27 protein-coding genes are annotated in these 22,412 nt (G+C 59.3%); 7 read left to right on the top strand and 20 right to left on the bottom strand.

All coding sequences use genetic code 11. The features are described from left to right. Window positions 1-76 precede the first annotated feature (76 nt). The gene (locus FHT76_RS04670) at window positions 77-1,078 is read right to left on the bottom strand and encodes a hypothetical protein (protein ID WP_259184582.1); all 1,002 of its coding nucleotides are present in this window, start codon (window positions 1,076-1,078) and stop codon (window positions 77-79) included. A 1-nt stretch (window position 1,079) separates the two neighbouring features. Further along, on the bottom strand, window positions 1,080-1,319 hold the full coding sequence (locus FHT76_RS04665) for a hypothetical protein (protein WP_259184581.1): 240 nt from the start codon (window positions 1,317-1,319) through the stop codon (window positions 1,080-1,082). Window positions 1,320-1,573: 254 nt separating this feature from the next. Between FHT76_RS04665 and FHT76_RS04660 the strand changes: the two genes are divergently transcribed. Beyond that, a complete protein-coding gene (locus FHT76_RS04660; RefSeq protein WP_259184580.1) occupies window positions 1,574-2,938 on the top strand; it encodes a co-chaperone YbbN in 1,365 nt (454 codons plus the stop codon). 61 nt (window positions 2,939-2,999) lie between these two features. Here the strand turns inward: FHT76_RS04660 and FHT76_RS04655 are convergent, their stop codons facing one another. Further along, window positions 3,000-4,700 carry a flotillin family protein gene (locus FHT76_RS04655; RefSeq protein WP_259184579.1) on the bottom strand — a complete coding sequence of 567 codons (1,701 nt, stop codon included), beginning with the start codon at window positions 4,698-4,700 and terminating at the stop codon, window positions 3,000-3,002. Window positions 4,701-4,706: 6 nt separating this feature from the next. Beyond that, complete coding sequence (locus FHT76_RS04650) at window positions 4,707-5,360, bottom strand: YqiJ family protein (RefSeq protein WP_259184578.1); 654 nt, start codon at window positions 5,358-5,360, stop codon at window positions 4,707-4,709. 195 nt (window positions 5,361-5,555) lie between these two features. Here FHT76_RS04650 and FHT76_RS04645 point away from each other — a divergent pair, with 195 nt between their 5' ends. Then, window positions 5,556-5,699, top strand: coding sequence for a hypothetical protein (locus FHT76_RS04645; RefSeq protein WP_259184577.1), 144 nt, complete (start codon window positions 5,556-5,558; stop codon window positions 5,697-5,699). Between the two features lie 16 nt (window positions 5,700-5,715). Then, window positions 5,716-5,877, top strand: coding sequence for a hypothetical protein (locus FHT76_RS04640; protein ID WP_259184576.1), 162 nt, complete (start codon window positions 5,716-5,718; stop codon window positions 5,875-5,877). Window positions 5,878-5,964: 87 nt separating this feature from the next. On the opposite strand, the gene FHT76_RS04635 is transcribed toward FHT76_RS04640, so the two are convergent. From FHT76_RS04635 to FHT76_RS04595, 9 genes are all read right to left on the bottom strand, one after another. Further along, the gene (locus tag FHT76_RS04635; RefSeq protein WP_259184575.1) at window positions 5,965-6,270 is read right to left on the bottom strand and encodes an ASCH domain-containing protein; all 306 of its coding nucleotides are present in this window, start codon (window positions 6,268-6,270) and stop codon (window positions 5,965-5,967) included. A gap of 75 nt (window positions 6,271-6,345) precedes the next feature. Beyond that, window positions 6,346-6,654 (bottom strand): hypothetical protein, encoded by a 309-nt coding sequence (locus FHT76_RS04630; protein WP_259184574.1) that lies wholly within the window; start codon window positions 6,652-6,654, stop codon window positions 6,346-6,348. Between the two features lie 60 nt (window positions 6,655-6,714). Beyond that, window positions 6,715-7,185 (bottom strand): DUF2269 domain-containing protein, encoded by a 471-nt coding sequence (locus FHT76_RS04625; protein ID WP_259184573.1) that lies wholly within the window; start codon window positions 7,183-7,185, stop codon window positions 6,715-6,717. Between the two features lie 3 nt (window positions 7,186-7,188). Next, window positions 7,189-8,496, bottom strand: coding sequence for an SDR family oxidoreductase (locus FHT76_RS04620; protein WP_259184572.1), 1,308 nt, complete (start codon window positions 8,494-8,496; stop codon window positions 7,189-7,191). A 72-nt stretch (window positions 8,497-8,568) separates the two neighbouring features. Then, the gene (locus FHT76_RS04615; RefSeq protein WP_259184570.1) at window positions 8,569-9,141 is read right to left on the bottom strand and encodes a hypothetical protein; all 573 of its coding nucleotides are present in this window, start codon (window positions 9,139-9,141) and stop codon (window positions 8,569-8,571) included. Beyond that, window positions 9,107-9,637 carry a hypothetical protein gene (locus FHT76_RS04610; RefSeq protein ID WP_259184569.1) on the bottom strand — a complete coding sequence of 177 codons (531 nt, stop codon included), beginning with the start codon at window positions 9,635-9,637 and terminating at the stop codon, window positions 9,107-9,109. The genes FHT76_RS04615 and FHT76_RS04610 overlap by 35 nt, the downstream gene beginning before the upstream one ends. Window positions 9,638-9,685: 48 nt before the next feature. Next, complete coding sequence (locus FHT76_RS04605; protein ID WP_259184568.1) at window positions 9,686-9,928, bottom strand: hypothetical protein; 243 nt, start codon at window positions 9,926-9,928, stop codon at window positions 9,686-9,688. Then, window positions 9,864-10,790, bottom strand: coding sequence for a hypothetical protein (locus FHT76_RS04600; RefSeq protein WP_259184567.1), 927 nt, complete (start codon window positions 10,788-10,790; stop codon window positions 9,864-9,866). The genes FHT76_RS04605 and FHT76_RS04600 overlap by 65 nt, the downstream gene beginning before the upstream one ends. Before the next feature lie 100 nt (window positions 10,791-10,890). Then, the gene (locus tag FHT76_RS04595; RefSeq protein ID WP_259184566.1) at window positions 10,891-11,358 is read right to left on the bottom strand and encodes a hypothetical protein; all 468 of its coding nucleotides are present in this window, start codon (window positions 11,356-11,358) and stop codon (window positions 10,891-10,893) included. Between the two features lie 155 nt (window positions 11,359-11,513). On the opposite strand from FHT76_RS04595, the gene FHT76_RS04590 reads away from it, so the two are divergent. After that, window positions 11,514-12,599, top strand: coding sequence for a hypothetical protein (locus tag FHT76_RS04590; RefSeq protein ID WP_259184565.1), 1,086 nt, complete (start codon window positions 11,514-11,516; stop codon window positions 12,597-12,599). Here FHT76_RS04590 and FHT76_RS04585 read toward each other — a convergent pair. Both FHT76_RS04585 and FHT76_RS04580 read right to left on the bottom strand, forming a co-directional pair. After that, window positions 12,596-14,065, bottom strand: coding sequence for a hypothetical protein (locus FHT76_RS04585; protein WP_259184564.1), 1,470 nt, complete (start codon window positions 14,063-14,065; stop codon window positions 12,596-12,598). The genes FHT76_RS04590 and FHT76_RS04585 overlap by 4 nt on opposite strands. Continuing rightward, window positions 14,062-15,141: a hypothetical protein gene (locus tag FHT76_RS04580; protein WP_259184562.1), complete on the bottom strand. Its 1,080-nt coding sequence runs from the start codon at window positions 15,139-15,141 to the stop codon at window positions 14,062-14,064. Before FHT76_RS04580 ends, FHT76_RS04585 begins: the two co-directional genes overlap by 4 nt. Window positions 15,142-15,374: 233 nt before the next feature. Here FHT76_RS04580 and FHT76_RS04575 point away from each other — a divergent pair, with 233 nt between their 5' ends. Continuing rightward, window positions 15,375-15,596, top strand: coding sequence for a hypothetical protein (locus tag FHT76_RS04575; RefSeq protein ID WP_259184561.1), 222 nt, complete (start codon window positions 15,375-15,377; stop codon window positions 15,594-15,596). A 7-nt stretch (window positions 15,597-15,603) separates the two neighbouring features. Beyond that, on the top strand, window positions 15,604-15,828 hold the full coding sequence (locus tag FHT76_RS04570) for a hypothetical protein (protein WP_259184560.1): 225 nt from the start codon (window positions 15,604-15,606) through the stop codon (window positions 15,826-15,828). Between the two features lie 7 nt (window positions 15,829-15,835). On the opposite strand, the gene FHT76_RS04565 is transcribed toward FHT76_RS04570, so the two are convergent. The 4 genes from FHT76_RS04565 to FHT76_RS04550 all read right to left on the bottom strand — a co-directional run bounded on the left by FHT76_RS04565 (window position 15,836) and on the right by FHT76_RS04550 (window position 19,126). Beyond that, window positions 15,836-16,171, bottom strand: coding sequence for a hypothetical protein (locus FHT76_RS04565; RefSeq protein ID WP_259184559.1), 336 nt, complete (start codon window positions 16,169-16,171; stop codon window positions 15,836-15,838). Window positions 16,172-16,286: 115 nt separating this feature from the next. Continuing rightward, complete coding sequence (locus FHT76_RS04560) at window positions 16,287-16,607, bottom strand: helix-turn-helix transcriptional regulator (RefSeq protein WP_259184558.1); 321 nt, start codon at window positions 16,605-16,607, stop codon at window positions 16,287-16,289. A gap of 109 nt (window positions 16,608-16,716) precedes the next feature. Continuing rightward, window positions 16,717-17,727: a hypothetical protein gene (locus tag FHT76_RS04555; RefSeq protein WP_259184557.1), complete on the bottom strand. Its 1,011-nt coding sequence runs from the start codon at window positions 17,725-17,727 to the stop codon at window positions 16,717-16,719. Between the two features lie 112 nt (window positions 17,728-17,839). Then, complete coding sequence (locus tag FHT76_RS04550) at window positions 17,840-19,126, bottom strand: hypothetical protein (RefSeq protein WP_259184556.1); 1,287 nt, start codon at window positions 19,124-19,126, stop codon at window positions 17,840-17,842. Between the two features lie 289 nt (window positions 19,127-19,415). Between FHT76_RS04550 and FHT76_RS04545 the strand changes: the two genes are divergently transcribed. After that, entirely contained in the window at window positions 19,416-21,074 is a 1,659-nt protein-coding gene (locus tag FHT76_RS04545; RefSeq protein ID WP_259184555.1) for a hypothetical protein, read from the top strand. 171 nt (window positions 21,075-21,245) lie between these two features. Here FHT76_RS04545 and FHT76_RS04540 read toward each other — a convergent pair whose 3' ends face one another. After that, on the bottom strand, window positions 21,246-22,181 hold the full coding sequence (locus FHT76_RS04540) for a PAN domain-containing protein (protein WP_259184554.1): 936 nt from the start codon (window positions 22,179-22,181) through the stop codon (window positions 21,246-21,248). Window positions 22,182-22,412: the final 231 nt, after the last annotated feature.

The raw sequence follows: 22,412 nt of genomic DNA, 5'->3' as shown, positions 1-22,412 counted from the left end.
GGGCGATCCCGGCTGATTGGAAGTCAGAAGCGGGATAAATGGAAATCGTGGTGCCGCGCTTCGCCCGTAATGGCACTTACCGGCCAGCGGCCATCGGCCGGAGATGGGGTTCGACGGCAATCGGGCGGTCGTCAATCCGGGCCATATGAAACTCGAGCATCCGGCGGTCCTTGTCGTCAAGGGAAATACGCGACAACACGTACTCGATCTCACTGGACACGGCGTCCCATGTCCACCGCTGCTCGTCCCGGACGAAACCGAGAAGCCTTCGCTGGATGGGCTTCGCAATCTCCTTTCTGATGCCGATGTACCATAGCAAGGCGATAGCCTCGCCGACTGGAACCTCGTCCGAAAATACGGAGGAGTCGAAAACCTCCATGGAGACGCCGTCGCGTTCTCCCGGGGAAGCCATGTCGGCAGCGAGGGCTTCTGGAAGTTGCTTGATGGTGTAAAACGTCCGCCCTAGAAAACAGTCGTTGAACAGCCTGCGCATCTGTGGCCCGGAAAAGTGGCTGTCGATGTGCATCGTCATCGGGTTGTCCGTCCAGTGTGCCACAGACAACATAGGCTCCGGCGTTGGAACCCAGCAATCACCGCCCATCATCATGGCTTTGGATACCACCGAGACGTAGTCGGATCGGACTTCAGCGAGTTCCCTCTCGCCCTCCTCGTTTAGTTCCATGGATTTCCCGATCCTTACGAGGGAGGGAACCGTTTTCCTTGTGCTGTCTCGATTGATGATGTTCCATGCAGCTCCGCGGGGAAGCACATCCCCCAATCGCGGAAGCGCTCGGCGGGCTTGTTTGACGAATGTCTCATGCCAGAAGTGTCCGATTAACGCAGGCTCCAGCTTATCGTCGTAAGTCTTCAGCTTTCGATAGAATAGGCCATTGGCTGCCCGAACATCTTCCGGCTCGTAGCCACGATAAGTCCCGCGAGCGACGAGACGCATGCACGCCTCGTCAGTCTCCTGCAGTTCCACGACGGTCGGCACGAGTGCCATTACCCGTCTTGGCGAACGTTGGCGGGGAAGGATTGCCGAGCTGATGAAAGCCGGCATCCTGATGTCGATCAACATGTCAGGTGAACCAGAAGTAGGCGACGATGCCCAAGACGAGCGCTGCGAACGCAGCCAGACCCCAGAGCGCCAGCGTGAACGCGATGTAGAGCGGATGGTTCTGGATGAGGGTCCATGCCAGGGACTTGGCTAGTTTCACGGCGACATTCTTCTTGTGGTCGCGGAGATCGGTGGCCGAGATGTTGCCTTCGAGGACGGTGGCCTTGGCCATGTCTGCGGCGGCTTCGATGAGTTTTTGCATTGGGTTTTCCAGTTGCGACTGTAATTATGGTTCCCGCTGGCTGCATGAACGTCAACCGATTTAAAGGACTTCGATGGACGGCAGCCGAAATCGAAACCCTTGGCGGCAGCACGCTCCGAACGAAGGTCTGCATTGCACGGCCGGAGATGCTACCGCACCACCTTCTTAACCGAGTAGAAAGAAATCCCCCAGAAGTGTTACTTGACGCCAATCTAGTACCTCTGTCCTATGCGTCTTCGAAAGAGGGGACGAGCATGAACTGGGTAAGTAAATTCTTTCAGCCAGCGAAACCGGCTCCTGCGCGCGATGGCGCAGACCTCGGAGCGGCAACGGCTCATGGGCAAAATGGCGCGGGCAATTTCTCACTGACGCAATTGATCGAGGCGTCACACCGAGGCGGTGCGATCGCGCTATTCACGGCCGCTTGGAGCGGACCGGACAAGCTCCTGGTTCCCATTTTGGCGTCCGTCTGCGACGAACTGTCAGCCCCGCTCTTTACTATAGACGTCGACAAAGAACCGGATTTGACATCGAGATACGGCGTAAAGTCAGTCCCCACCGTGATGTCTTTCGTGAACGGCGAGCCGACCGACCTCTTCGTAGGTGCCAAAAGGGCCGAGGAGGTGAGGTCATTTGTCATCCGCGCGCGTGGACGCAAGGCGGGCAATGACACAGCGCCGTCTGAAGCGCGTGGCGGCGAAATGCCGAAGAGCGGTGCAAAGCAAAAGTCGGCGAGCCTCACGGGAACCGAGATTAACGAAATTTCAGGGCGTATCGACGCATTCGCGAAAGAAAGAGGATATGCGCGTTCCCGGTTAACGGAAGCCCATTCTCAAGCATACTGGCAATACTTGGTTGAGACCCACCTGCCACGCTTGCTGCGCGACCGCGACGAGAAAAACAAAAAACAGAACGAGTTCATGGGACTTTTCACGCTCTGCTTTCAAGTCAGGGGAATCGCGGAATTCACGGATGCGGAGCAGTTCGAGGTGATCAGTGGTTACCACAGAACGATCCTTATGAACTTCCTAGACGATATCAGCGACGGCGATTTCTTCGCCGCGTCGGCGGCGCGGGTCGAGGGGCGACCGATCCCGAGCCGGGGAGCCGTAAATTTTGCGGGGGTCGCGCAGGAACTGATGGAGCTTTACGACGCCCCGAAGGGAGCTCACGTAAGTGCCGACTCCTGCAACGCAATGGTCAGGGACGCGGTGGCGACTTTCCTGAAAGCAAGGGTAGACATGGTGGAGGGGCTCCATGACGGCCCGATAATCTTGTTCGACACGCTCGACCTCGATCTCGTCGCGAAGTCGTCCTTCGAGAGCTGGAGAGAGGGAAAGATCGGCTTCATGCCGTTCTTCATCAGGGTCGACATGATGGACAAGTGGCGCGAGACGCGGCAGTTTCGCGAATTCGAGCGTGATTATCTCGCGGACGGATTGACGGTGAGAATGTCAGTGCCCGAGGCAACCGAGCGCATGATAGCCGGAACCAAATGCCGCCTCGCGATGATGTATCCTGTTTTTCCAGAGGATTTCGCATACATCTCGGCCATGGACGACGTGCCGGGCATTGTCGTGCCTGCTGCAGCGGTTATTGAGGAAAGTAGCTCCCAATAGTAGGGGAAAATGCCGCCCCGATCGAAAACAGGGACGGCAATTCAGCGATCACCGGAGGGAATCAGCCGGCCTCGGGGCGCGGCTTCGTCACGTGCGGCAGGATTTCCGATACGCTCGAAGCGATCTTCTGCTGCGGAGCCGGCGCGACGGTCGCCGCGATGTCCAGGGCGTTGGAGCGTCCGGTCGCAAGGCCGGCGAGACCACCGACGATGCCGATTTCCGAGAGCATCTGGTCGATGATCGGAGCGTTCATGCGGTGGGTGAGGGCCGCATCGACGATCCGTTCCGTGGTGGTGCCGCCACCGGCGCTCGAACCGCCAGCCCCAGCGCCGCCGCCGTTTCCTCCCGGCGCGAAGCCGTCGAGGTCCATGATGCGGATGCTGTCGATCTTCTCCATCGGGCGGACGGCTTCGGCGATCATGCCGCGAACTTCCGCCACCATCGCAAGACGCAGACGCAGGGTCGCGGCAGTCTCGCTGATCGAGTTTTCGGCGTCGTTGCGCTGACGAAGGGCGTCGGCCTGCGCCACGCCGATGGCGAGCGTCGCTTCGGCGTGGAGTTCGTCACGACGCTTTTCGGATTCGGCCTGCGTGATGACGGCGGCGGCGCGGTCTTCTGCTGCGGCCTTCTCGGCGGCGGCCTGAACCTTGATACCGACGGCGGCCTGCTCGGCTTCCTCTTCCGCCTTGATGACCGCGATGACCTTTTCACGGTTCGCCACTTCGGTCCGGCGGGCGGTTTCGACCTGTTCGTGGGTCTTGATGGCCTCCGCCTTGGCGATGTTGGCCTCGCCTTCGGCGGCCGCCTCGTCCTTGGACTTGTTCGCGATGAGGATGTTCTTGTCCTGCTCGCTGATGGCGATGTCGCGGCTCTTTTCGATCTTGGCCTTTTCGATGTTGCGCTCGCGGGCGATGTCGGCTTCCTGCGACAGGCGTTCCTGTTCGGCGCGCAGGACGGCCACTTCGGCGTCGGTGCGGGCGCGGTTTTCGTCGAGCGCCTTCTGCTGGGCGATCTTGGCCAGTTCGTTTTCCTGGGAAATCGTGTAGGAGAGCTTGTCGGAGTCGGTACGCTTGCGCTCGATCTCGATGCGGGTGTTCTGCTCGATCTCGTTACGGAGCTTGCGACGGGTCTCGATCTCGTTGGTGAGCTTGGTCAGACCCTCGGCGTCGAAGGCGTTCTGCTCGTTGAAGTACTCGCGGGCGGTCTGGTCGAGGCCCGTCAGGGACACGGACTCGAGTTCGAGACCGTTCTTCGTGAGGTCAAGCATGACGTTTTCCTGCACGGTCGAGACGAACTGCTTGCGCGCTTCGTGAAGCTGGCCCATTTCCATGGAAGCCGCGACCGAACGCAGGGCGTCGACGAACTTGCCTTCGATGAGCTTGGCAAGCTCGTCCGGGCGCATCGTCTTGGTGCCGAGAGTGGTCGCCGCAGCCGAGATAGCCTCTTCGGTCTTGCCCACGCGAACGTAGAATTCCGCCTGCACGTCGACGCGCATCTTGTCCTTGGTGATGAGCGAGTTCAGCTCCTTGCGCGTCACGACGAGGCGCAGGGTGTTCATGTTGACCTTGATGATTTCATGCAGGACCGGGAAGACGAGCGCGCCGCCGTCCATGACGACCTTTTCCCCGCCGAGGCCGGTGCGGACGAAGGTCAGCTCCTTGGTGGCGCGGGTGTAGAGACGGCTGAAGACGAAGGCGGTGCCGAGGATCAGCAGGAGAATGACAATGGCGGAGACGCCGATGAAAATAAGGTTATCGAACATGATCAGTTATTGATCCTTTCCGGTGTTGGAATAGACGGTGGGCGCATTGCGGCTGGCGAAGAAGAACCCGCCCTCGGCACGGGTGACGTAGACGACGTCGCCTTCTGTGAAGGTGTCTCCGGCTTGTTCCGCCTTGAGCTGAACGTGATGGGCTCGGCCGTGCGTGTCGCGGACTTCGGCATCCGCGGGCAGCGTGTGGCTGGCGGTGCCGTAGACGATCTTCGCAGCGCGACCGACGAGGGAGTGCCGCGATACCGCGAACGTCTCGACGTTCGGCATCAACGGCGCGAGGAAGCGCGTTGCGTAGTGCGTAAGGGCGAAGGACGCGGCGATGGCCGGGGCTGCTGCAATCCAAGACCACAGAACGTGTCCGAGGATGTTGTGAGAGACCCCTTGAACCAGGATGCCGGCGACGCCGAAGAAGGCGAAAAGCATCATGATCACGATCATCGAGGGGACGCTGCCCCAGCCGACGAAGGAAAGCGCCTTGCCGAATGCCTCGAAGTGATGATCGTGATCGGCATCGGGCAGAATGTCGTCAACGAGGTCGGACAGGCCGACGCCGACGACAAGAAGCAGGAGTTCGAGGACGAAAAGTCCGAGGAAAACGAGCAGAGCCACCGAAAATGGCACGTACCCGTCGGTGAAGAAGATGTCCAACAGGACCCCCTTTTGGCGAGTTGGTTTTACGGGCGTCGATAGCGGTTTCCACCGATGCCACAAGCAAGTCTGAACCGAAATAGAAGAACTCGTCAACAAACTGCGTTGATTAAATGAAGACTCCAAGTCGATAAAGCCGTCGTGACACTTTCGGCCGAGAGACGCTGACTGGCCAGATGGAAAAAGGCGCACGAAATGATCCGGCGTAACGCCGACATTCTCACCAACACGGCCGCCGTGACAACCGACGGGCGACTGCTCGTTCTGCATCACGCTACAAACAGGTCGTTCGAGACATTCGAGCGATCCGCGCCATTTCGGCGCTTGGTCGCAGGCTGAAAAGCGGCGGGCGAACATGATCTCTCGCGGCGAGGGCAAGGCAAGCGACGAATGGTCGGTGGTGACCTGCGCGCTGGCGATCCTAAATCCGCTCGTCGTCGCAGACGACCCGGGGTTCTGGGACTGGGAAAGGCCGACGGACACGAATCTGTTTCATGGAGACCGGCCGAAAGCATAGGAGCTTTCTCCGAACGATTGGCGGCCGTTCACCGCGATCTTGAGGCCGAGTTCCTCCCCGCGCCCAAGAGCCGACCTCTTTCCACCCCTACCGCCAGGTGATCACCGTCACCTGCGACGACGGACCGAAATCGGGATAAAAGCGTTTCATGCCGGCGAGCATGTCCGCGAGATCACGGAAACCGTTCGCCACGATCTCCCGGTCGGAAACCTCGTTGGCGAGTTTGTGCGAGACTTCCACGACGTCGACCGTGATCGGAGGATAGGTTCCGCTGGAAGAACGAAGCTCGAGCGGACCGGTCTTGATGTCGCGGATTCCGGCACGGATGGTGTTCCTCTTGAGGCCTGCCTTGGTGGGCCCGACGAGATCGTCGGCGATGACGAGGTTTTGCATTCGAGATTTCCCTTACATGTTTAGCAAGGGAAATCGTGACTCCAATTGGGCGTGGTGTAAACTAAATTGCATAAGTTAAATCTTTGGGTCAGGAGCGCCAGCCGCGGGTTGTGGTTCGGTATGCATCGAGGCGATCCGTTCGACATGTCTCGCGACATCCTGTTTCAGGTCGTCCACCCACTCAGTGTCCAACACCAAAGAACGGCCTTCCACGGAATGTTTTAGAAGTCCGTCGAACTGGTGGGATTTGGCGAGCGCATCGATGAGCACGTCATGTGCATTGGCCACGGTTTCCGCATGTTCGATCATGTCGCTGTCGAACAGGGTCTTTCCGGCCTCGTACCCGGCCTTGATGGATGCCAGTGCCTTATAGAGTTCGTTCACGTGCTTAATCTCCTTGGTATCGGGTTCACGATCCGGACCGAGATCGAAAGCCACAAGCTGCTAGAAAGTCGGCTTCGAAATCATCAGCCAGATGATCCCGAGGACCGCCGCGAATGCCGGGAACCCGCAAGCAAACCAGATGCGATAGAGCTTGAAGTAGCGCGGTGGCAGGACATCTTGAGTGCTGGCGGCCAGCGCAGCGAGCTTGCGCATTTCCATCTGAATCCAGACGACGGGCAGCCAGAACAGGCCGGCAAACACGTAGAGACCAAGGGACGCCGAGACCCAAAGCTCGGTCAGCGGCCATCCGATGCGGTGGGCCAGCGTCACCCCCGTGATCGGCTGGACGACGACAGCCGTCGCCGTGAAGAGGAGGTCAGCAAGCACGACTGTGCCAGCTGTATGCGCGATCAGGACGGGGTTCCGGGTTTTGTGGGACATCACCATGAAGAATGCGATGCCAGACCCGGTGCCGAACAAGACGCACGCGCCGATGATGTGAAGCCAGCGGATGAAGAGGTCGAAGTCCATGTTCTATCGCGATCCTGTGAACCTGGAGGCAATGACGGCGAATACGGCAGCGGGAACGGTCTTGACGTACGGACCGAGCGGGTCGGCCCATAGCTCAGGGGAGAGGACCGTCCCGACCGCGAGGTAGGCGAGGGTGACAAGCGCCATGCCGACGAGGGCCTTGCGGGCATGAGCCTGGAACAGCGCCCCGACGCCAAGAGCGATGTCAACAAGCGCACCGCCTGCGACAACCGCGGCAGCAGATGTATTGCCCATCCCGACGGCGGTCAGATGCTCGGCGGCTCTTCCAAGGTTGGCAAGGGCGATCATCCCCGATGCCAACCAGAACAGCGACAGGGTCGCGACGGCGACGGGCATCGCCAGGTAGAGCTGCGCGAACCATCGCTCCTGCACAGTGGAAGGCAGCTTGCGCAGCGTCTCGGCGAGGGGCTTGGGTTCTCGGCCGACATGCTTCAGGTATTCAGCTGGACTGCCGACAACGCCGTCTTCGATGACATCGAGCGCGGTAGAGCGCAACGGGGAGCGCCAGCCAAGGTATCCGAGCAGATCGGCGGATTTGCCGACCAGCGAGCCAACCCATCCAGGAAGCTCGACGACGGCAACGGGCGGGGGGACGCCCATCCATGACCTGAAAGCCAAGGCGACGTCTTTCAGCGATCCAGGCGCGGCTTCCATGATGTCCATCTCCGTTGCTGCGGGTATCGTACCCTCCACCGCCATGACGACAGACGCGGAGACCTCGTCGATGTCGACGGTCGCCACCTTGGCCGAGCCGTGGACGACCGGAAGGATCATCGGAAAGGCGGCAAGCATGCGCAGCAAAGCCGTACCGCCATAGGCGTTGGGCGAGATCACAAGACCGGGCTTGAGAATGACCCACCCAAGCGCGCTGTCGCGCAGACGGCTGTCGGCGACAGCCTTGGTACGCAGGAACTCGGTCGAGGCTTCCATGGCGGCACCGGGTGCCGATATCTGGACGAAAGTCTTTATGCCTGCCGTTTCGCAAGCCTCGATCAGGGATACGACCGATTTGTTCTGGACCGCGCCGAGATCGTCGCGAAGACCCGTCTGAAGCGCGCCGGAGGCATTGACCACGGCATCGACGCCTTCGAGCGCCACGCTCCAGTCTTGCGGAGACGTCATTCTGGAGATGTCGGCGGCGATCCAGTCGCAGCGTGGCTCCTGTCTGCGGCCGTGAGCAGCGTTCCGGCCGAGGCCGACGACAGAATGGCCGGCATCCAGAAGATGGCGCACGATCGACTGTCCGATCAGGCCGTAGCCGCCGAGAACAAGTACCCGCTGTTGTTTCACTAGATCGCCCCTTGCTTCCTACTGAGTGTAAAAGCGGCGCGTAGATACTGCAACCGGCGATGGTGAAGCACCCTAGAGACGATGGCCCGCAGGAGCGACCGCCAGCGAGACCTCGCGCTGGTCCCACCTCTCGAGCGCCCAATGGACGATCGCCTCAGTTAGGGCAGTAGCTGGAGGCAGGCTCTCGAGATAGACCGCTAGACCCTCGTAAAACCCCCGGTCGCGGTTCTCGGGTGGCATGCCAAGCGACGCCACCGTTTTCGCCGCCAAGAACTTCGTCTCGACCCGAATTTTCAGAAAATCTCCGAAGTCGCAAGCGGGAACAGTGGAAGCGAGGGTGCGCTCGCAGGTATCCTCGGCGAGGTCGAGATCAAGGAGCCTGGATACCTTGTCGTGGGTCTCCGCCAGCGGCTCGGCGCGGCCTTTCCACATGCGCAAGCGCTCATCGGCGCTGGTAAGGATGGATTCCTTGAAGTCCAAAGCCGCATCCAGTTCGGATGAAGAAAAATTGAAGTGCGACCTCGACTCTGTCCCCCATAGGACACCGTCCTCGACGTTAAGAACACCATGATTGCCGAGGTGACTGTCGATGCCGACACCAATGACCGGATCATGTCCCCGGACGATGATGTTGCCGTCCACCATCCGCATGTTCCTCAGGGCGTAGGCTTTGATCTTCGCTGCGGTGTCCTCGGTGAGGTCGAACGACGGTTTGCGTCCGCCGCGGCCGAGTGTCGAGTGGAACGGACCACGGCCTATCAACTTGCCGGCTGCCCGGACGACATCGAACCCTTCCGAGTTCGCCGTCGCTTCGAAATCGACGAAGCGCGCGCCGAAAAATGTGTTCCGACAGCTTCCTCAACAGGAAGGCGCGCCGAATGTCGACGTCATGGGAGCCGGATTGGTCGCCCTCGAAATTGGGAAGCAACCCGGTCCATGGCTTGCGGATATTGATCTCGTTGAGGCGCGGGAGGTACCAGTGACCGCCGTCACCGTAGTAATGAACGTGATCGATTAGCAGGTTTCCGCCAGCGTATTCGCGGCTGCCGATCTCTGGGACCTCGATCTCGGTCGACCTGAGGACGTACTCGCCCTCGCCTTTGCAGACAGTGTAGGAGATGAACGGGATTTCGAGTTTCATGAACTGGCCTCTGTCACGTCCAAACGATGCCCGAGGCCGATGCCATCATCAATGGAGTTCGTCGTCGCCGAGCGGACGAACGGACAGCGTCCAGCCGCCGTTGCCGACCTCGTGGCGGTGGACTGCCTCGCCGGTTTCGAAGCCGTCCGCCAAAAGCAGGTCGACGACCCAGTCGGCGGGCGAGACCCCCGGAAGGTCCGCATCGCGAACGAAGCGGGTCAGCGTTTCAACGTCTCCCTTTGCAGAACTGGTTCCGGCAGGCGTGGTCAGGGTCCAGGAATAGGCAGTCAATAGAATCTCCAGCGGTTGGACGGCAGGAATGCCCGGCGCGGGGCGGCGGGTCAAGCACCGTACGCCGACGTAGCGACAGGTCCGGTTCCATGATCGTTGTCGAGCTGAACGGAAATCGTGTCCTCGCAAAATGCGAGGTATCCGTCATGGATCGGTGCGTCGATGCCGTTGGCATCGAAGAACTCGCGAAGGGTGTCGAGGCTTGCCCCGATGCCCCGACGTTCCAGCCAGACGCCGAACTCGACCTCCTGGCCCCACCAGCCTGCCTTCCTCGGACGATATTGATCGACCATCCTCTTCGTCTGCGCCGAGCTTTGGGAGCCGGGAAAACAGGCCAAATATCGGCATAGAGGTAGTCGGGCCGCTCGCCGTTGAATGCGGCCGCAACCATGTCTTCGGTTTCGGAAGCCATCGCATCGGCCTCGATCATCGTGACCTTGTCGCTGTGTACCCAGGTCTCGAAGCGCGTCGACTCCTTCATCAGGGCGATGACGTCAGGATCGCGCTCGATGACCGCGATCCTCTTCACCTCGGGTTTCATGGATGCCGCATGGACATACATACCCATGCCAAGTCCGGCCACCAGCAGATTGCCCTTCGCGCATTGTAAATGCCAGGCGTGGCTTTCCACTTCGAGCAACGCGGTGGACATCCACACGTCACGGCCGTGGAAAAGGACCGAATGCGGCGGCTCGACGACCTGATGCGCGAGATAGCTTCCGGACAGACCTCCGAGGCGGGACCTCACCGACCAGTCGCCCTGTTCGACCGGCGCGTAGTCAGGGATTTGCCACGGCAAATCAAATCCATAGGATCGCTTGTAGTCGTCCGAGAGGGTTTTCAGGTGATCTTGGTGCTTCATCAGGTTCTCCAAGACTGGAGAATGAGACAGGCCATGGCCTATCACAACGAGCCGACGAAGCTCGGCGACGGACACGCCGAACTGTCCACAAACTCGACGATCAGACCTCGATGAGACGCGGTCCCTTGCGATCCGATCCCTTTGGTCCAAAACGACGGACCGCCGCGAAAAACCGGAAGGTCGGCAATCCGATCGCCAGGAAGAGGCCGCCGATGAAAGGCAGCATCAGGACCCAGACATTGAGAAGGCAGACGATTGTCAGCAGTCCGAGTACCGCCGCGCCGATCAACGCAACCGCATGCGGAGACCGTGCCAGCGTAAGACCTGCCGAATCCTCGGTAGCCACCAGAAGATTGAACTTGCGGATCGGCTGGCGGGCCTGGAGGAGATGGAGCGTCACGACGTTGTCCAAGTGGATGCGGTTGTCTGTGACATCGTCACAGGCAAGGTTCGAGACACGCAGACGGTCGCCGTTTTCAGCCGTGAGGACGACGTTGCTGTACAGCGAGCCTGTCCTCGAGATGGTCCTGATGCCTATTTCGGTGATCTTGCCTTTGACGATTTTCATGCGGTGCCCCAAACGGTTGTATCGACCCATCGATACGTCGGAACCTTGAATTCCGCACTAAGCGGATCGTTAAAATGTTCCGGATCGGCGATCCGTCTGTTGCGACGCGTGGATGATTGCTACGGTGAAGCCATAGACATCAGGCGACAGGTCACATGGAAATCGAACTTTTCTACCCGGTATCTGCGGCCGCGCAGGACGAACGCGGCTTCGACGTGAAGGCCTACGGTTACCGCCTCGGAAAGTTCGACATCCCGGCTGCCACCGACCAGGATTACCCGTTGTTGATGGAGTACAGGTCTGGAATGGCCTCCCACCCCGTCCAGCGCTACAGGTTCGATCCTGAGACGGGCCAGGTCTACCGCACCGTGGGCACCGCCAACAACGCGAACAAAACCAAGGAACTGACGAGGTCTCACGACAACCAGCTGTCGTTCAACGATCTGTTTCGAAACCTGCAGGCAAGCCATGAAGCGGCCGCGAGGTCGGGTAAAATCGTAGTCCCGGATTTCGACCCGAAGCTGACCTTCGTCGTCAGCCGCTACCTCTTCGACAATCATCGGCTACAGAATGTTCGCGAGCGGGACCTAGCACGACATTTCGACGAGGCTCAGGCCTTGCTCGCCGAATACGTCGTGATTGGCGGCATGATCTGGCAGCCTTGCGACGAGCCGACCTTCAAGGTAGCGCGGGGTAACGAATCGTGGGGCATCGGGCTTGGCCATCACGACTACTATTCGCCGGACTGGCATACATACTATTTCTCGATCGACGAGTTCGAGATGGCCATGCAATGGATCGACGTCCTGGATACCGAGTTGCGTCAGCGTCCGAGGGCGAACGCCACTCTGGCGATGGCCCCCGAATATCAGGCGGTCAGGAGAGGCGGTGTCGAGGACGCGCGTCAGATGGTCAAAAACATGATGCAGAAGATCGTACGACTTTCCGATCTGGCTGAGCAGACACCGGACATCATCCAGGATTACGCCCGCCTCAAGCGGTTCATCACGGCATCGCCCGCCGACACCGACGAGGATGCGGTCGATGAAATCCTGGAAGCCGTGGACCGCATATGCGCGGCCGACGAAAAGGGGGAGATCGCCTACGCTCCGAACCCTCAGACGAGGCCGAGGGAACTCAAGCTGGCCCAGCTGCGGAGAGCCGTCGATCTCCACACCCGTCGGTGGCAGGACCGACCCGTCAACGTGATGACCACAAGGGCGGCCCCGAAGCTCGGTTAGTGCGCAAACCGTGGCAGGATGGCGTCGTCATGATGCCTGTCTCTGCCGATCCTTGTTCCGATGTTTTCGCTCACCCGCTTGGCAATGCGCTCTTCGGCTTCGTATTCGTCAGTCCAGCTTGGTTCTTTTCGACCTCGCCACTCCCGGCCGCTACGAGGGAGGCGGCCTTCCTGTTCCAGTGAATACCTCATCGCGTCCTCGTCGAATGCAAAGACGATCCGTGTGCCAAACGTCACGGAGTCATCGGTATGAAGCTCCGCATCGTCCAATGCGTCGCTGACCGCGTCGAGTATGGCGTCCATGTCCTTTTCGTCTTCGCCGCAGGAGAACGGGCAAAGGATGTCGAAGGTGACCTCCTTCGTATGTTCAAGGCAGGACCGGGACAACGAGACGAGGTGAAGGAGGAGCTGCTTCTTCAAGGCCTGTCCGAGCGTGTACGCCGCGTCAGAGAGGTCGTGCCTCTTGTCGATCCTGAAGTGACGGGCGTTGATCTCGAGGCCGAGATGCCAGTGATCGTCGGTCGCCTCGCAAAACTGGGCGAACACATCAAGAGAAAGCAGCATCTTGAGAGAATCTTCGCCCTGCCACACACCGAATAGACCCATTCCCGCCACACGATGGACATCGATGAATTTTTCCAGGGCCAGCCCGGCCTTGTCTCCGACATCGGCGTTGGCGATCAGTTCGCGCAGTCGATCGTCCGAGCCGGCCGTAACCTTGTGGTCGCCGCGACGTTCGTCTTCGGTGTCGTAGATCGCGTCCTCGAAGGCCCATACCCAGTCGTCAGGGGAAGCAAGTCGCAGTTTTGGCCGATGTGCCTCGAGTTCGGAATCGTCGAAATCAGGCCACCGGAACATCCGCCCGAGGTCGCCCGACGGCGGATTCACCGTGTAGCCGAGAGATGCGCGTTCCTTTGCGAACTGCTCCTCGATATTGTTCACGATCTGGCCGTTGAGGGTGACAGGAACACCGGAAAGGACCGTCAGGGCTTTGGTGAGGAAGCTCTTGAGGCTTTCCATGAGGTGGCGGGTGCCTGTCAATTGTATCTCGAGGGTTGTACCTCCGGAGGCCGACACAACGCCGTGCAGTTCGATAATGCGGTCCATGACGATGGCCGCGACTTCCTGCCAGCTGTCCAGGTCGTCGTCCGGCTGGTTTCCGAAGCGTATCGCGAACATCGGCTGGATGAACACCTTGGCGGCGCTGCCGAGGTTCTCCCGGTACTTCACGAAGGCTATTTCGCCATCGGCAGGGTTTTCCGCCCAGTAGACCGTGACGATGTCCCCACGCTCGCTTATCTGCGCTTCGCTCAAAAGGCGCAGCTTTTGCCATTTCGGCCGTCCGTGCCGAGACACCTTCAGGATGTCGCGGACCTTCTTCAGTGCCCGCTTGTCGGGAATGTTGAAACACTTGCCGCGGGGGTTAATGTCTTCGTCGTCGAACGGCATCATGGCTCCGGCAATCATCGAGACGGTCCTCCTGTCTGGCCGACTGGTTTCACAATATGGATTTTTCCTGTGTCGGCCGGGGGTTCGGTCGATCCGTTCACGATCGTCCCCTCGAACAGTCGCCACTCCCGGTTCCGACGGCCTTCGCCGATCACGACGCGTCTCCAATGTCCGCGCCGCCAATGTGTCGCCCGATGCCTGCCGGATGACCGATCGTCCCCGGGATGCTGGTTGACGTAGGCCACCATGCTCCGTCCGGCGAAATTCACCTTTATGTAGCCGAGGTTGTCCAGTTTCCGTGCCGAACTCATGCGTTTGTCGGACGAGCCGTTCGTGGCCGAGAACACGAGTTCCTTGGGGGCGTCGGGCGGATAGCCGAAATCGAGTTCGGCCCGCGCGAGGTTGAGGTAGAGCAGGCCGTTGATGGCCATGCGCAGCGCCTCGACAAGCGTTTCGTTCGCCTCAAGCAGCGAAGGCGCGCCAGAGAAGCGGCGGTTCTCGATCGACCAGGCGATGGATTGCTCGCGGGAGATGTGGAGACAGGCTGCCGTCGAATTCCGTTTGAACGTCTGCCCGAGCGGAACGTCTGCCGTGGATTTCCATCCGGGATGGTTGCAGACGAACGTAAGGCACAGCTCTTTTTCCTTCTCGGCGATGTGACGCAGATATGCGCCGTCAATCCAGAGGTCTTCCCCGAGCGAAAGGCCGGCGGACGACCCGAAATGGAGGTAGAGGCTCGCATGGGGAAGCGGCGTGTCGTCGAGAACGATGTCGTCGACGTCGACCTCGCGGAACAGCGGGCAGACCCTCGAAATGTCGTAGATGTTCTTCCCGATCTGCTCGAAGCCGGACCTCGCCCGCTTGAGTTCCTCGATGATGTCGAGCCGCCACTGTGCGGAACTCTCCGCATCGAACCCTTCGCCCTCGCGCTGGCGGTCGATGAGGGAGTGGTCTTTCTTGATCTCGCGAACGGTCGTTGCCTTCTTGGAAAGCCGCGCGAGCATTTCTGCCTGAAGGGCGGCTACGTTGGCTTCCTTCCGTTGCGCCTCGAGCCGCTCGACAAGAGCGATTCTGATCGGATGGTAATGCTGCATGTTCCAGCCATGATTCGTGCATCTGGATGCGTGTTTTTAGCCAATCGGTGTCAGCGTGTCGACATTAGTGCCACGCAACCCCCGCGTCACCGGGGGTTTTTCAACCAATTTCCAGGCCGCGACCGCTGCCAAGGACGACGGGGACGAAGAGAGAGCCGTGTGGAATTCGAAATTGTCTTCTCCTCCCCAAGGCGGTATGCGGGAGCCGGTGAGCGTGACCCCGAGAGGATGCAATGGCACAGATCATGACCATGGAGTTCGCCGAGGCGATGAACGAGGTCGTTCGCGAGCTGGCGGAAGAAATCGCATGGCGGTACGAGGGCGGCGACATGATGGCGGCATCACCCGCGATCGAGAAGATCGCGAAGACCGTGGCCGTTCTCAAGGAGGCCCGATACGAGCCATCCGAGGCTGCGGTCAATCTCCTTGCCCAGTACAAACGACAGCAGAATTGAGGCGACCATGAAGGAGAAGGCAATCAGGGAAGACGTCCTGATCCTCGCGATCGAACTGATCGACGAGCTGGCGACCGAAATCGACCTTTGGTACGAGGACGCCGATCTCAAGGAGGCGGGGCTGGCGCTGACCTACATGGAAACCCTCCAGACATTGGTCGGCGGCGCGCCCACCGACACCTACCTCCACATCATGGATCGGTACCGGAAGGCGACCGGCAAGTCATTGTAGAACCGGGTCACATTGGGTTGAAAGCGACGGTCGCTAGGGATGCCATCGTGGCGGAAAACCCGATCGCCAGCGTTTGGAAAGCCCAACGCAGCCAGGACCGCGTCGGCGCGGCGAGCGCCGCCAGGAGCGCCAATCCGAGGAGGATGACGGTATTCTGTATGTGGATGATGAGCTGGTAGCGCAGATCGTAGTCGAGATGCGCCATCAGCCCGGTGCTGAGGGTCATGGAACACCAGAGAAAGACCATGATCGTCTGGACCAGGCCGGAAACCCCTCTAGCCAGCTCCGAGGGCTCCTCCCTCCACGCGCGGTAGCGGTTCCAGAGGGATTTGGCCGTCGGCATCGGTGTTCTCCGTGGGGTGATGTTTGAATCATGATCCCCAGCGGCAAACAAATCCAAAGCTATAGCGTCTCCGAACGTTGCGAAATCCGATAGTCCGTTGCTGAACATTGCAAGGTCATGACGGTTTCGCGGACCTCAACTCACTGAGTTCGTGGACCGAAGGCATGCGACCGCCGAATGCGATCCAGAGCGGATTGGCTTCGGGATCGCGGTGTTCTTCGTTCATGGCGAGGAGAAGCATCTCCTCCGGGCGGATGCCGAGTTCCCGGCACAGCGCGGGGATACGCTTCGGCGGGAGCTTCGTCTTGCCGCTCTTGACCATGCTCAGCATGTTGGGATTGTTGAATCCGCAGGCCAGGGCGATCTCGGTCTGGGTCTTGGGGCCGGTGTATGAGCTGAGTGCCTGTGCGATGCGGCTGGCGACGGTCTCGGTCATGCTACGTCCTTTTCGTTGGTGACGTAGTGCCTTATAGACAGGCCAATCGCCGAAGCGCATCAAGTCATGAGCGGGTCGGCGCAAAGGGCGGACCAAGACCGGCCGAAGCCTATTCGCCGCGTCGTGGTTTGTACACCCGCTCCAGCGCTCGAAGCGACGGAACCCCCTCGCGCGCGGTAGGTCGCAGAAGGCTCCAGACGGCTTCGGCGAAATCTTCTGGGACGTCGAGCTCGTCTGCTATCATTTCGATCTGGATGGCTCTCCGCAGGTCCATGTCTTCGGGCAAACACTCTTCATCGAAGTCGCTTTCGCCGCCATGGCCGCCTTCGACCATCTCTTCCATCGTTTCCCAGCAGTCGAAGCCGAACAACCTGGCAACGAGGTCAGCAGCATCGTCTTCACCGACATGAAGTTCGTTGACGATCGCGTTGCGAGCCAGAATGGCGCGCTCCATGTCTTTCGGGACAATCACATAAGGAAGATGGGGCTGAAGTTCTTCTGCCATTTCGCTGAACGCCATCAACATCTCCCGCGCGTTGTCGACGCCTTCGACGGCCGCTTCGTGAAGGAGCTGGAGAGGATTGAACTCGTCCGACAGAAGCTCATGGCGGAACATGAAGTCGGCTAGAGCGACCTTTGCGGGACCATAATCCAGTTCCTGAACCCCGTCGCAAAGCGTGGCGAACGCCTTGTCGAAGCTGATGCGGTTATTGAACATTCCCGTCTCGTAGCCCTTCGCGAGCTTGATGTGGGCTTCTCCGTGGCCGAGTTCGGCAGCGCGTACGAGGGCGGGCATCGCTTTGCGCACCGTTTGCTCGTCGGACGAATACCGTCCTGCCAGCGCGAAATAGGCGTCAGCAGCGACGTCCTCGTCGTAGCCGCGGGTCGCGCGCTTGAGGAGTTTTGTCTGATAATCTGGCTCAGGCTGTTCCCGGTAAAAGAACGTGAAGGAACAGACGAGAGCAGCATGCTGTGATTTGCTGGCCATTCTGTCGAGAAAGTCAAAAACGTCGCGCGGGGTCTCCCTGCCCATCACGTCCATGATCATCATCGCCAATTCGCAAGCGTTGTCGATTTCGCGATGGCGAACAGATGATCTGAATTCGTCGATCTTGGCCATGGGTTCCCTCTCGAAGACTCGCTCCCAGTATCGGGTTAACCGATTCGTGCCAGATAGTCCTCATTGCCGACGGTCACAGCATACCACATTCGGTGGCAATTGCCTGCGGATGTTACAGGCGAGGGCCGACGCCGATCTGGAAGCCAGGTCTGCTGCCGAGGTCGATCACGGCATTGTCGCCGAGCTTGAGCGCCCGCTTGATCAGCATATCGCCGAAACGCTTCCGTGCTGGCGCGGGACCGACGTGGCAAAAGGTGGTCGGGCGTCCGAGATAGTCCCACGCGCCGCATAGGTCATCCACGAACGGCGTGACGTCGCCGAACACGCCCAAGGCGTAGTTGGTCTCTGAGACGGCCTGCATCGCTGCGTCAAGGCTGTCCCGTTTGTTACCCTCGATCCACTCGTCGGTTCTCGCGATGAAACGGGCACATTCGCTGGCCAGCGCGTAGCCGATCCTCGAGAGTTCCTCGCCTTCGGCATCGTATTCGGCGATTTCCGGAACGAGCAACTCGTACGACGGCAGTGCTTCAAGTGCCTGATACTCGCAGCGCTCCCGTGGGCGTTTTGCGACACAATCGCGCAGGTACTCGCGCGCGGCTTCAAGGTCGTTCAATGCGAAATACCTTCGAGACAGCTTGGCGTCGAATCCGTCATGGGCGTGAGCCAGCGAGAGTGTCGCGAGCGGCTGGTTTTCATCGACGTCCACCACGAGAGCCGGGGGACGGCATGCCATCCATACTTCGCCGTCGATCGCCAGAAGTCTTCTCGCCTGATGTCCGATCATCGCGAGAGACCGATCCGAAGCCTCGGCGTCGATGTCTCGGATGTCGGCCATCGCGCCCCTGAAATCGAGGTTTTCCCGGCTTCCGTGCCTTGTCAGGCCGCCCAGCGCCATCGGCCATGCGTTCACGACCCGTCCGTCTGATATGCTGGTACGTTCAAGTTCCCAGTCCCACTGGCGGATCAAGGCCGCCGACATCGCATTGCTGCTTCCCGTCTCCGCAAAGGAAATGTTAGCACCGTACTCCAGGTCGAGACCTCCGATCCCATGGGGGAACGCCCTGCCCAGATTGAAAAAGATGCGTTCACGCGGGTCGGCGACGATGTCCCGTTCGGTGCCGATGCGCCTGTAGAGCTTCCCTCCGAAAGTCCGGAGTACCGTGCCGCCCGTATGTTCGACGACATGGTGCCACGCTGGCTTGTATTCGCCGTTCACGTAGGCGTTCTGCTCGAAATTGATCCTGCATTTGCGGGCGGTCTTGAACGCAACCTCGGTCTCGCGCGCGGAAATGTCCGGGATGTCCACTGTCATGGATATCGCCATGTAAAGGTCACGGCGACGGGTGTTGCGCTTCGGAATACCGGTGGTCAGGAACGGGTATCTTAGGTCGATTTTCACGCTGGCTGCTCCTGGCCGTTCGACAAAGCCGTCGGCGGTGATCCTTGTTGTAGGCCAAACCTATATCATCTATCCCAGCAAGCGAGGGACTGATCACGCTAAAAGACGGGCTTTCGAACGCGCAAACGGCAAAAACATCTGGGGAAGGAGCGGTCGCGCGTGCTATGGAGGCTGACCTCTTGTTTTGCCGAGTGACTGGATGTGGTTCAGGTATTCAAAACGTTGGTCGGAGAAGCACTATCGTGCCGTGGATAACCGCCACAACAGAAATCTCATACTGAGAAAGCAATTGGATGAGCGCGCTCTTGATCTCGACGAGGACGACCTAAGAGCGCTGGCGAAGGAATGGCTCGTCATCAACGACGACGACGACGTGCTTTGGAACAAAGTGGCGCTCTACCAAGAGGCCGAAGATACCGGGATGGTGACCTTCGGTGGAAAAGGACAGGACCTCGGCGGGTGGTTGAACGAGCTGCCGCGGGATGACGACGGTATCGTCACCGAAATCTCGGACGAACGCTTCCGCATCCTGGCAACGGACATCGTCCATAGAGCGTTGGTGTGTTCGACGGGGTCGGTGCGGATGTCTGACTTTGTTGCCGCCGTGCGCTCCGAAGGGCTGAATTCGGATGGTATTTTTGGAAAAATCGAGAGGCTGGTTGCCGAAGAACCACTGATCGAAAGGCACTCGAGATCGCTCTTCCGCTATGCGCCGATGGAATTTGAAGACGATCCGCATGAGAAAGCCGAACACCAGATTTCCAAATGGATCGAGGCGCGCCAGAAAATTGAAGCCGCCGAGAATGAGAAACGCTCGCGAATGCGAGAAGAACTCGCGGGCATGTCGTCACGTGACAGCGTTCGGCGAATCCTCAAAGATGCGCTTCTTGCCCGCGGGAGGCCAATGCGCCTCTTTGAGCTATCAAAAGCACTCGAGGATTCCGGACACTATTACGCCAGCTACAGTGCGACGATCGCCTATCATATCAAGGATTGGCCAGAGCTGGAACGGATAGAGAAAGGAGTCTACGGCTTAAAGGGACAAAATTTCCCCTCCGTTCACGGAAAAGCCAATCGTCTGGAAGACGTAGCGGCTAAGGCTGTACCCGCAAAGGAGTCCGTCGTTGACTTGGCAGAACAAATTTCGACCGATGCCGATCCGCCGATGGCGCAATCCGAAGGCAACCATCTGCCCGCAGCCGAGCTAGACGCAGCGGCTGCGGCACCTCCACCACTGACAAAAACAGCAGAGGAAACCTCGCCTCCCGACGAGAGAACTTGCCCACAAGCCGTACCGGATGAACAGAACCGCCCGTTTGGAGAACTGCGTACCTTTTTGCGGAAACAGCTCGTCAAGGCGAACCGACCGATGAGAGTTGCTGAACTCCGAGACATTGCGCTGGCTTCCGGATATCATGGGAACCAGCCATACCAGCACGTCAGCGCTGTTCTTCAGAGGAATTCCGAATTCAGGAGGGTCGGAAGGGCGGAATTCCAGATCGCAGCGTCGCACCAGGTCGAGCAGGACGAAAATCACGAGCAAAGCGCGCCTTCTGAGACTACGGAAGGAGTTTCCTCGTTCGGAACTCATGCTGAGACGCCACCGCCACCGACCGCGAATGGGAAATCGACCGAACTGCCTGTTGAGCCTGCGTCAGACAAGGCAGAGGAAAGCGATATGGGTCGTCCGAACGTCGGAAAGGCGCGCGCGATGGAAGCCACTCCGACGAACGCAAAAACGATGACATATGCGGAACAAGAGGCGGAGGCAAAGAAGATAGTCAGGGCAATCCTCAGCCGAGTAGGCCAGAAGGTTGTCTTGAAGACGTTGTTGGACGCCATTGTAGCTGGGAACACGGGACTCGACGATCGCGCGGCCTACAAGCTCCTGCTCAAATGGAAAATCGTGAAGATGAGGCCAGTGAAACCAACGAATCCGACGCAGTAGCGCAAGTCCAACGCGGTCGCGATCTTCTTCGTCGTCTTGCCCGCTTGATTGACCACTTGATCAGGCGGGACTAATCCAAGGATGCGCAGTTCAACGGGATCAGATGATCCACGTCGCCTCGTTGCTGGCCGCTACTTTGGCCAGATGGAATGGCTTCATGATGTATACCTACTATTCGACACCTGCGGGGGTGCGATATCCAATTATCGGCTCACGACTGCCAGCGGTAGAGCCTGTGGTTGGTTGCCCCGATGATACGCTGAAAAAGAGGCGACAAACGTTGTCTCGGGACGAATGATCGAACGCCGCGCACCCGGATCGTTCCAAGCATATAGACTGGCACTCTTCGGGCGGTAACTTGATCGTGGCAGTCTCAAACCCGGCGATGGCCGTTTCTGGATACTTGAGCAGGCCGCCGCTTGCCAGCCATCCGAATATCGATGAGCCGTCGACGGCTCCAATCTGAACGCCGACAACCTCGTTTTTCTCGTTCAGGACCGGCGCACCCAGCAGCCCTTTGAAACCGTCATAGTCCGCGAAGCCGATGGCGTCTTTGCTATCGCGGCTCGACGATCTCCCGTCGCCGAAACTATCTGGTACCGGCAACCGCCGCCCGGAGCGATGTTCCAAAGCAGCAGTTTCAGGCAAATAGCCATAGGTCGTTAGAGTTAGTGCACTTCGGGTCAGAGCGCGACGAAGGGGTGACGTCATTTGAAGGGGACGGGAGAGCTTCAATTGCACCAAGTTTGCGTGGAGGTTAAAGTCCAAACTCTCTGTCTGGACCACCCTCTTGTCTTCCGTGGTGACAGTGACGCTTGCCCGGTCGCCATCCGATCGACCGAATACGCGTCCTTGCTGCGAGGTGAGTATCAACGGAACGGGAATGTCCTCCAGACGGTCCGGGTCAATCTCCTTCCAGTAAGATCGAAGAAACCCGGCTACCTCTGAAAGCCCGGTGGCTATCCGATCAGGCTTTTCGTCGAGAAATGCGGTCGCCTTCGAGCTGCCGGTGAAATGCAGGCAAAACACGCCTTCTCGACAGAACCTTTTGAGTGCTGATCCGATGTCTGAATCATATGGATTGGGTTTCGCGTCCACCAGACTCATAGGTTTCGCGTACCCCAAAGGAACCTCGATCTTGAAAACGGCATCCTCGGGGCCTGCCCCAGCAGGCCCCGAGGATAGGACTGCGAAGACCGTAATCAGGACTAGGCGACAGCGCATGGCACCCCCGTTTCATCGCCGCATCTATTCCGACGCATAGTGTTTCGGCGCGATGTACTCTTCCTAGCACGACCACCGTCGGGGACGCTAGGCGCTTGAAATGGGGTCACAGCC

This window comes from Rhizobium sp. BK176 (assembly GCF_024808055.1).
The sequence above is the reverse complement of the archived record's forward strand: the minus strand, read 5'-3'. Positions and strand labels throughout refer to the sequence as shown.

Excerpts from the sequence above, each read along its gene's own strand:
- FHT76_RS04670 (WP_259184582.1), bottom strand. The coding sequence starts at position 1,078 with ATGTTGATCGACATCAGGATGCCGGCTTTCATCAGCTCGGCAATCCTT.
- FHT76_RS04665 (WP_259184581.1), bottom strand. The coding sequence starts at position 1,319 with ATGCAAAAACTCATCGAAGCCGCCGCAGACATGGCCAAGGCCACCGTC.
- FHT76_RS04660 (WP_259184580.1), top strand. The coding sequence starts at position 1,574 with ATGAACTGGGTAAGTAAATTCTTTCAGCCAGCGAAACCGGCTCCTGCG.
- FHT76_RS04655 (WP_259184579.1), bottom strand. The coding sequence starts at position 4,700 with ATGTTCGATAACCTTATTTTCATCGGCGTCTCCGCCATTGTCATTCTC.
- FHT76_RS04645 (WP_259184577.1), top strand. The coding sequence starts at position 5,556 with ATGATCCGGCGTAACGCCGACATTCTCACCAACACGGCCGCCGTGACA.
- FHT76_RS04640 (WP_259184576.1), top strand. The coding sequence starts at position 5,716 with ATGATCTCTCGCGGCGAGGGCAAGGCAAGCGACGAATGGTCGGTGGTG.
- FHT76_RS04635 (WP_259184575.1), bottom strand. The coding sequence starts at position 6,270 with ATGCAAAACCTCGTCATCGCCGACGATCTCGTCGGGCCCACCAAGGCA.
- FHT76_RS04625 (WP_259184573.1), bottom strand. The coding sequence starts at position 7,185 with ATGGACTTCGACCTCTTCATCCGCTGGCTTCACATCATCGGCGCGTGC.
- FHT76_RS04615 (WP_259184570.1), bottom strand. The coding sequence starts at position 9,141 with ATGGTGGACGGCAACATCATCGTCCGGGGACATGATCCGGTCATTGGT.
- FHT76_RS04610 (WP_259184569.1), bottom strand. The coding sequence starts at position 9,637 with ATGAAACTCGAAATCCCGTTCATCTCCTACACTGTCTGCAAAGGCGAG.
- FHT76_RS04600 (WP_259184567.1), bottom strand. The coding sequence starts at position 10,790 with ATGAAGCACCAAGATCACCTGAAAACCCTCTCGGACGACTACAAGCGA.
- FHT76_RS04595 (WP_259184566.1), bottom strand. The coding sequence starts at position 11,358 with ATGAAAATCGTCAAAGGCAAGATCACCGAAATAGGCATCAGGACCATC.
- FHT76_RS04590 (WP_259184565.1), top strand. The coding sequence starts at position 11,514 with ATGGAAATCGAACTTTTCTACCCGGTATCTGCGGCCGCGCAGGACGAA.
- FHT76_RS04585 (WP_259184564.1), bottom strand. The coding sequence starts at position 14,065 with ATGATTGCCGGAGCCATGATGCCGTTCGACGACGAAGACATTAACCCC.
- FHT76_RS04580 (WP_259184562.1), bottom strand. The coding sequence starts at position 15,141 with ATGCAGCATTACCATCCGATCAGAATCGCTCTTGTCGAGCGGCTCGAG.
- FHT76_RS04575 (WP_259184561.1), top strand. The coding sequence starts at position 15,375 with ATGGCACAGATCATGACCATGGAGTTCGCCGAGGCGATGAACGAGGTC.
- FHT76_RS04570 (WP_259184560.1), top strand. The coding sequence starts at position 15,604 with ATGAAGGAGAAGGCAATCAGGGAAGACGTCCTGATCCTCGCGATCGAA.
- FHT76_RS04565 (WP_259184559.1), bottom strand. The coding sequence starts at position 16,171 with ATGCCGACGGCCAAATCCCTCTGGAACCGCTACCGCGCGTGGAGGGAG.
- FHT76_RS04560 (WP_259184558.1), bottom strand. The coding sequence starts at position 16,607 with ATGACCGAGACCGTCGCCAGCCGCATCGCACAGGCACTCAGCTCATAC.
- FHT76_RS04555 (WP_259184557.1), bottom strand. The coding sequence starts at position 17,727 with ATGGCCAAGATCGACGAATTCAGATCATCTGTTCGCCATCGCGAAATC.
- FHT76_RS04540 (WP_259184554.1), bottom strand. The coding sequence starts at position 22,181 with ATGAGTCTGGTGGACGCGAAACCCAATCCATATGATTCAGACATCGGA.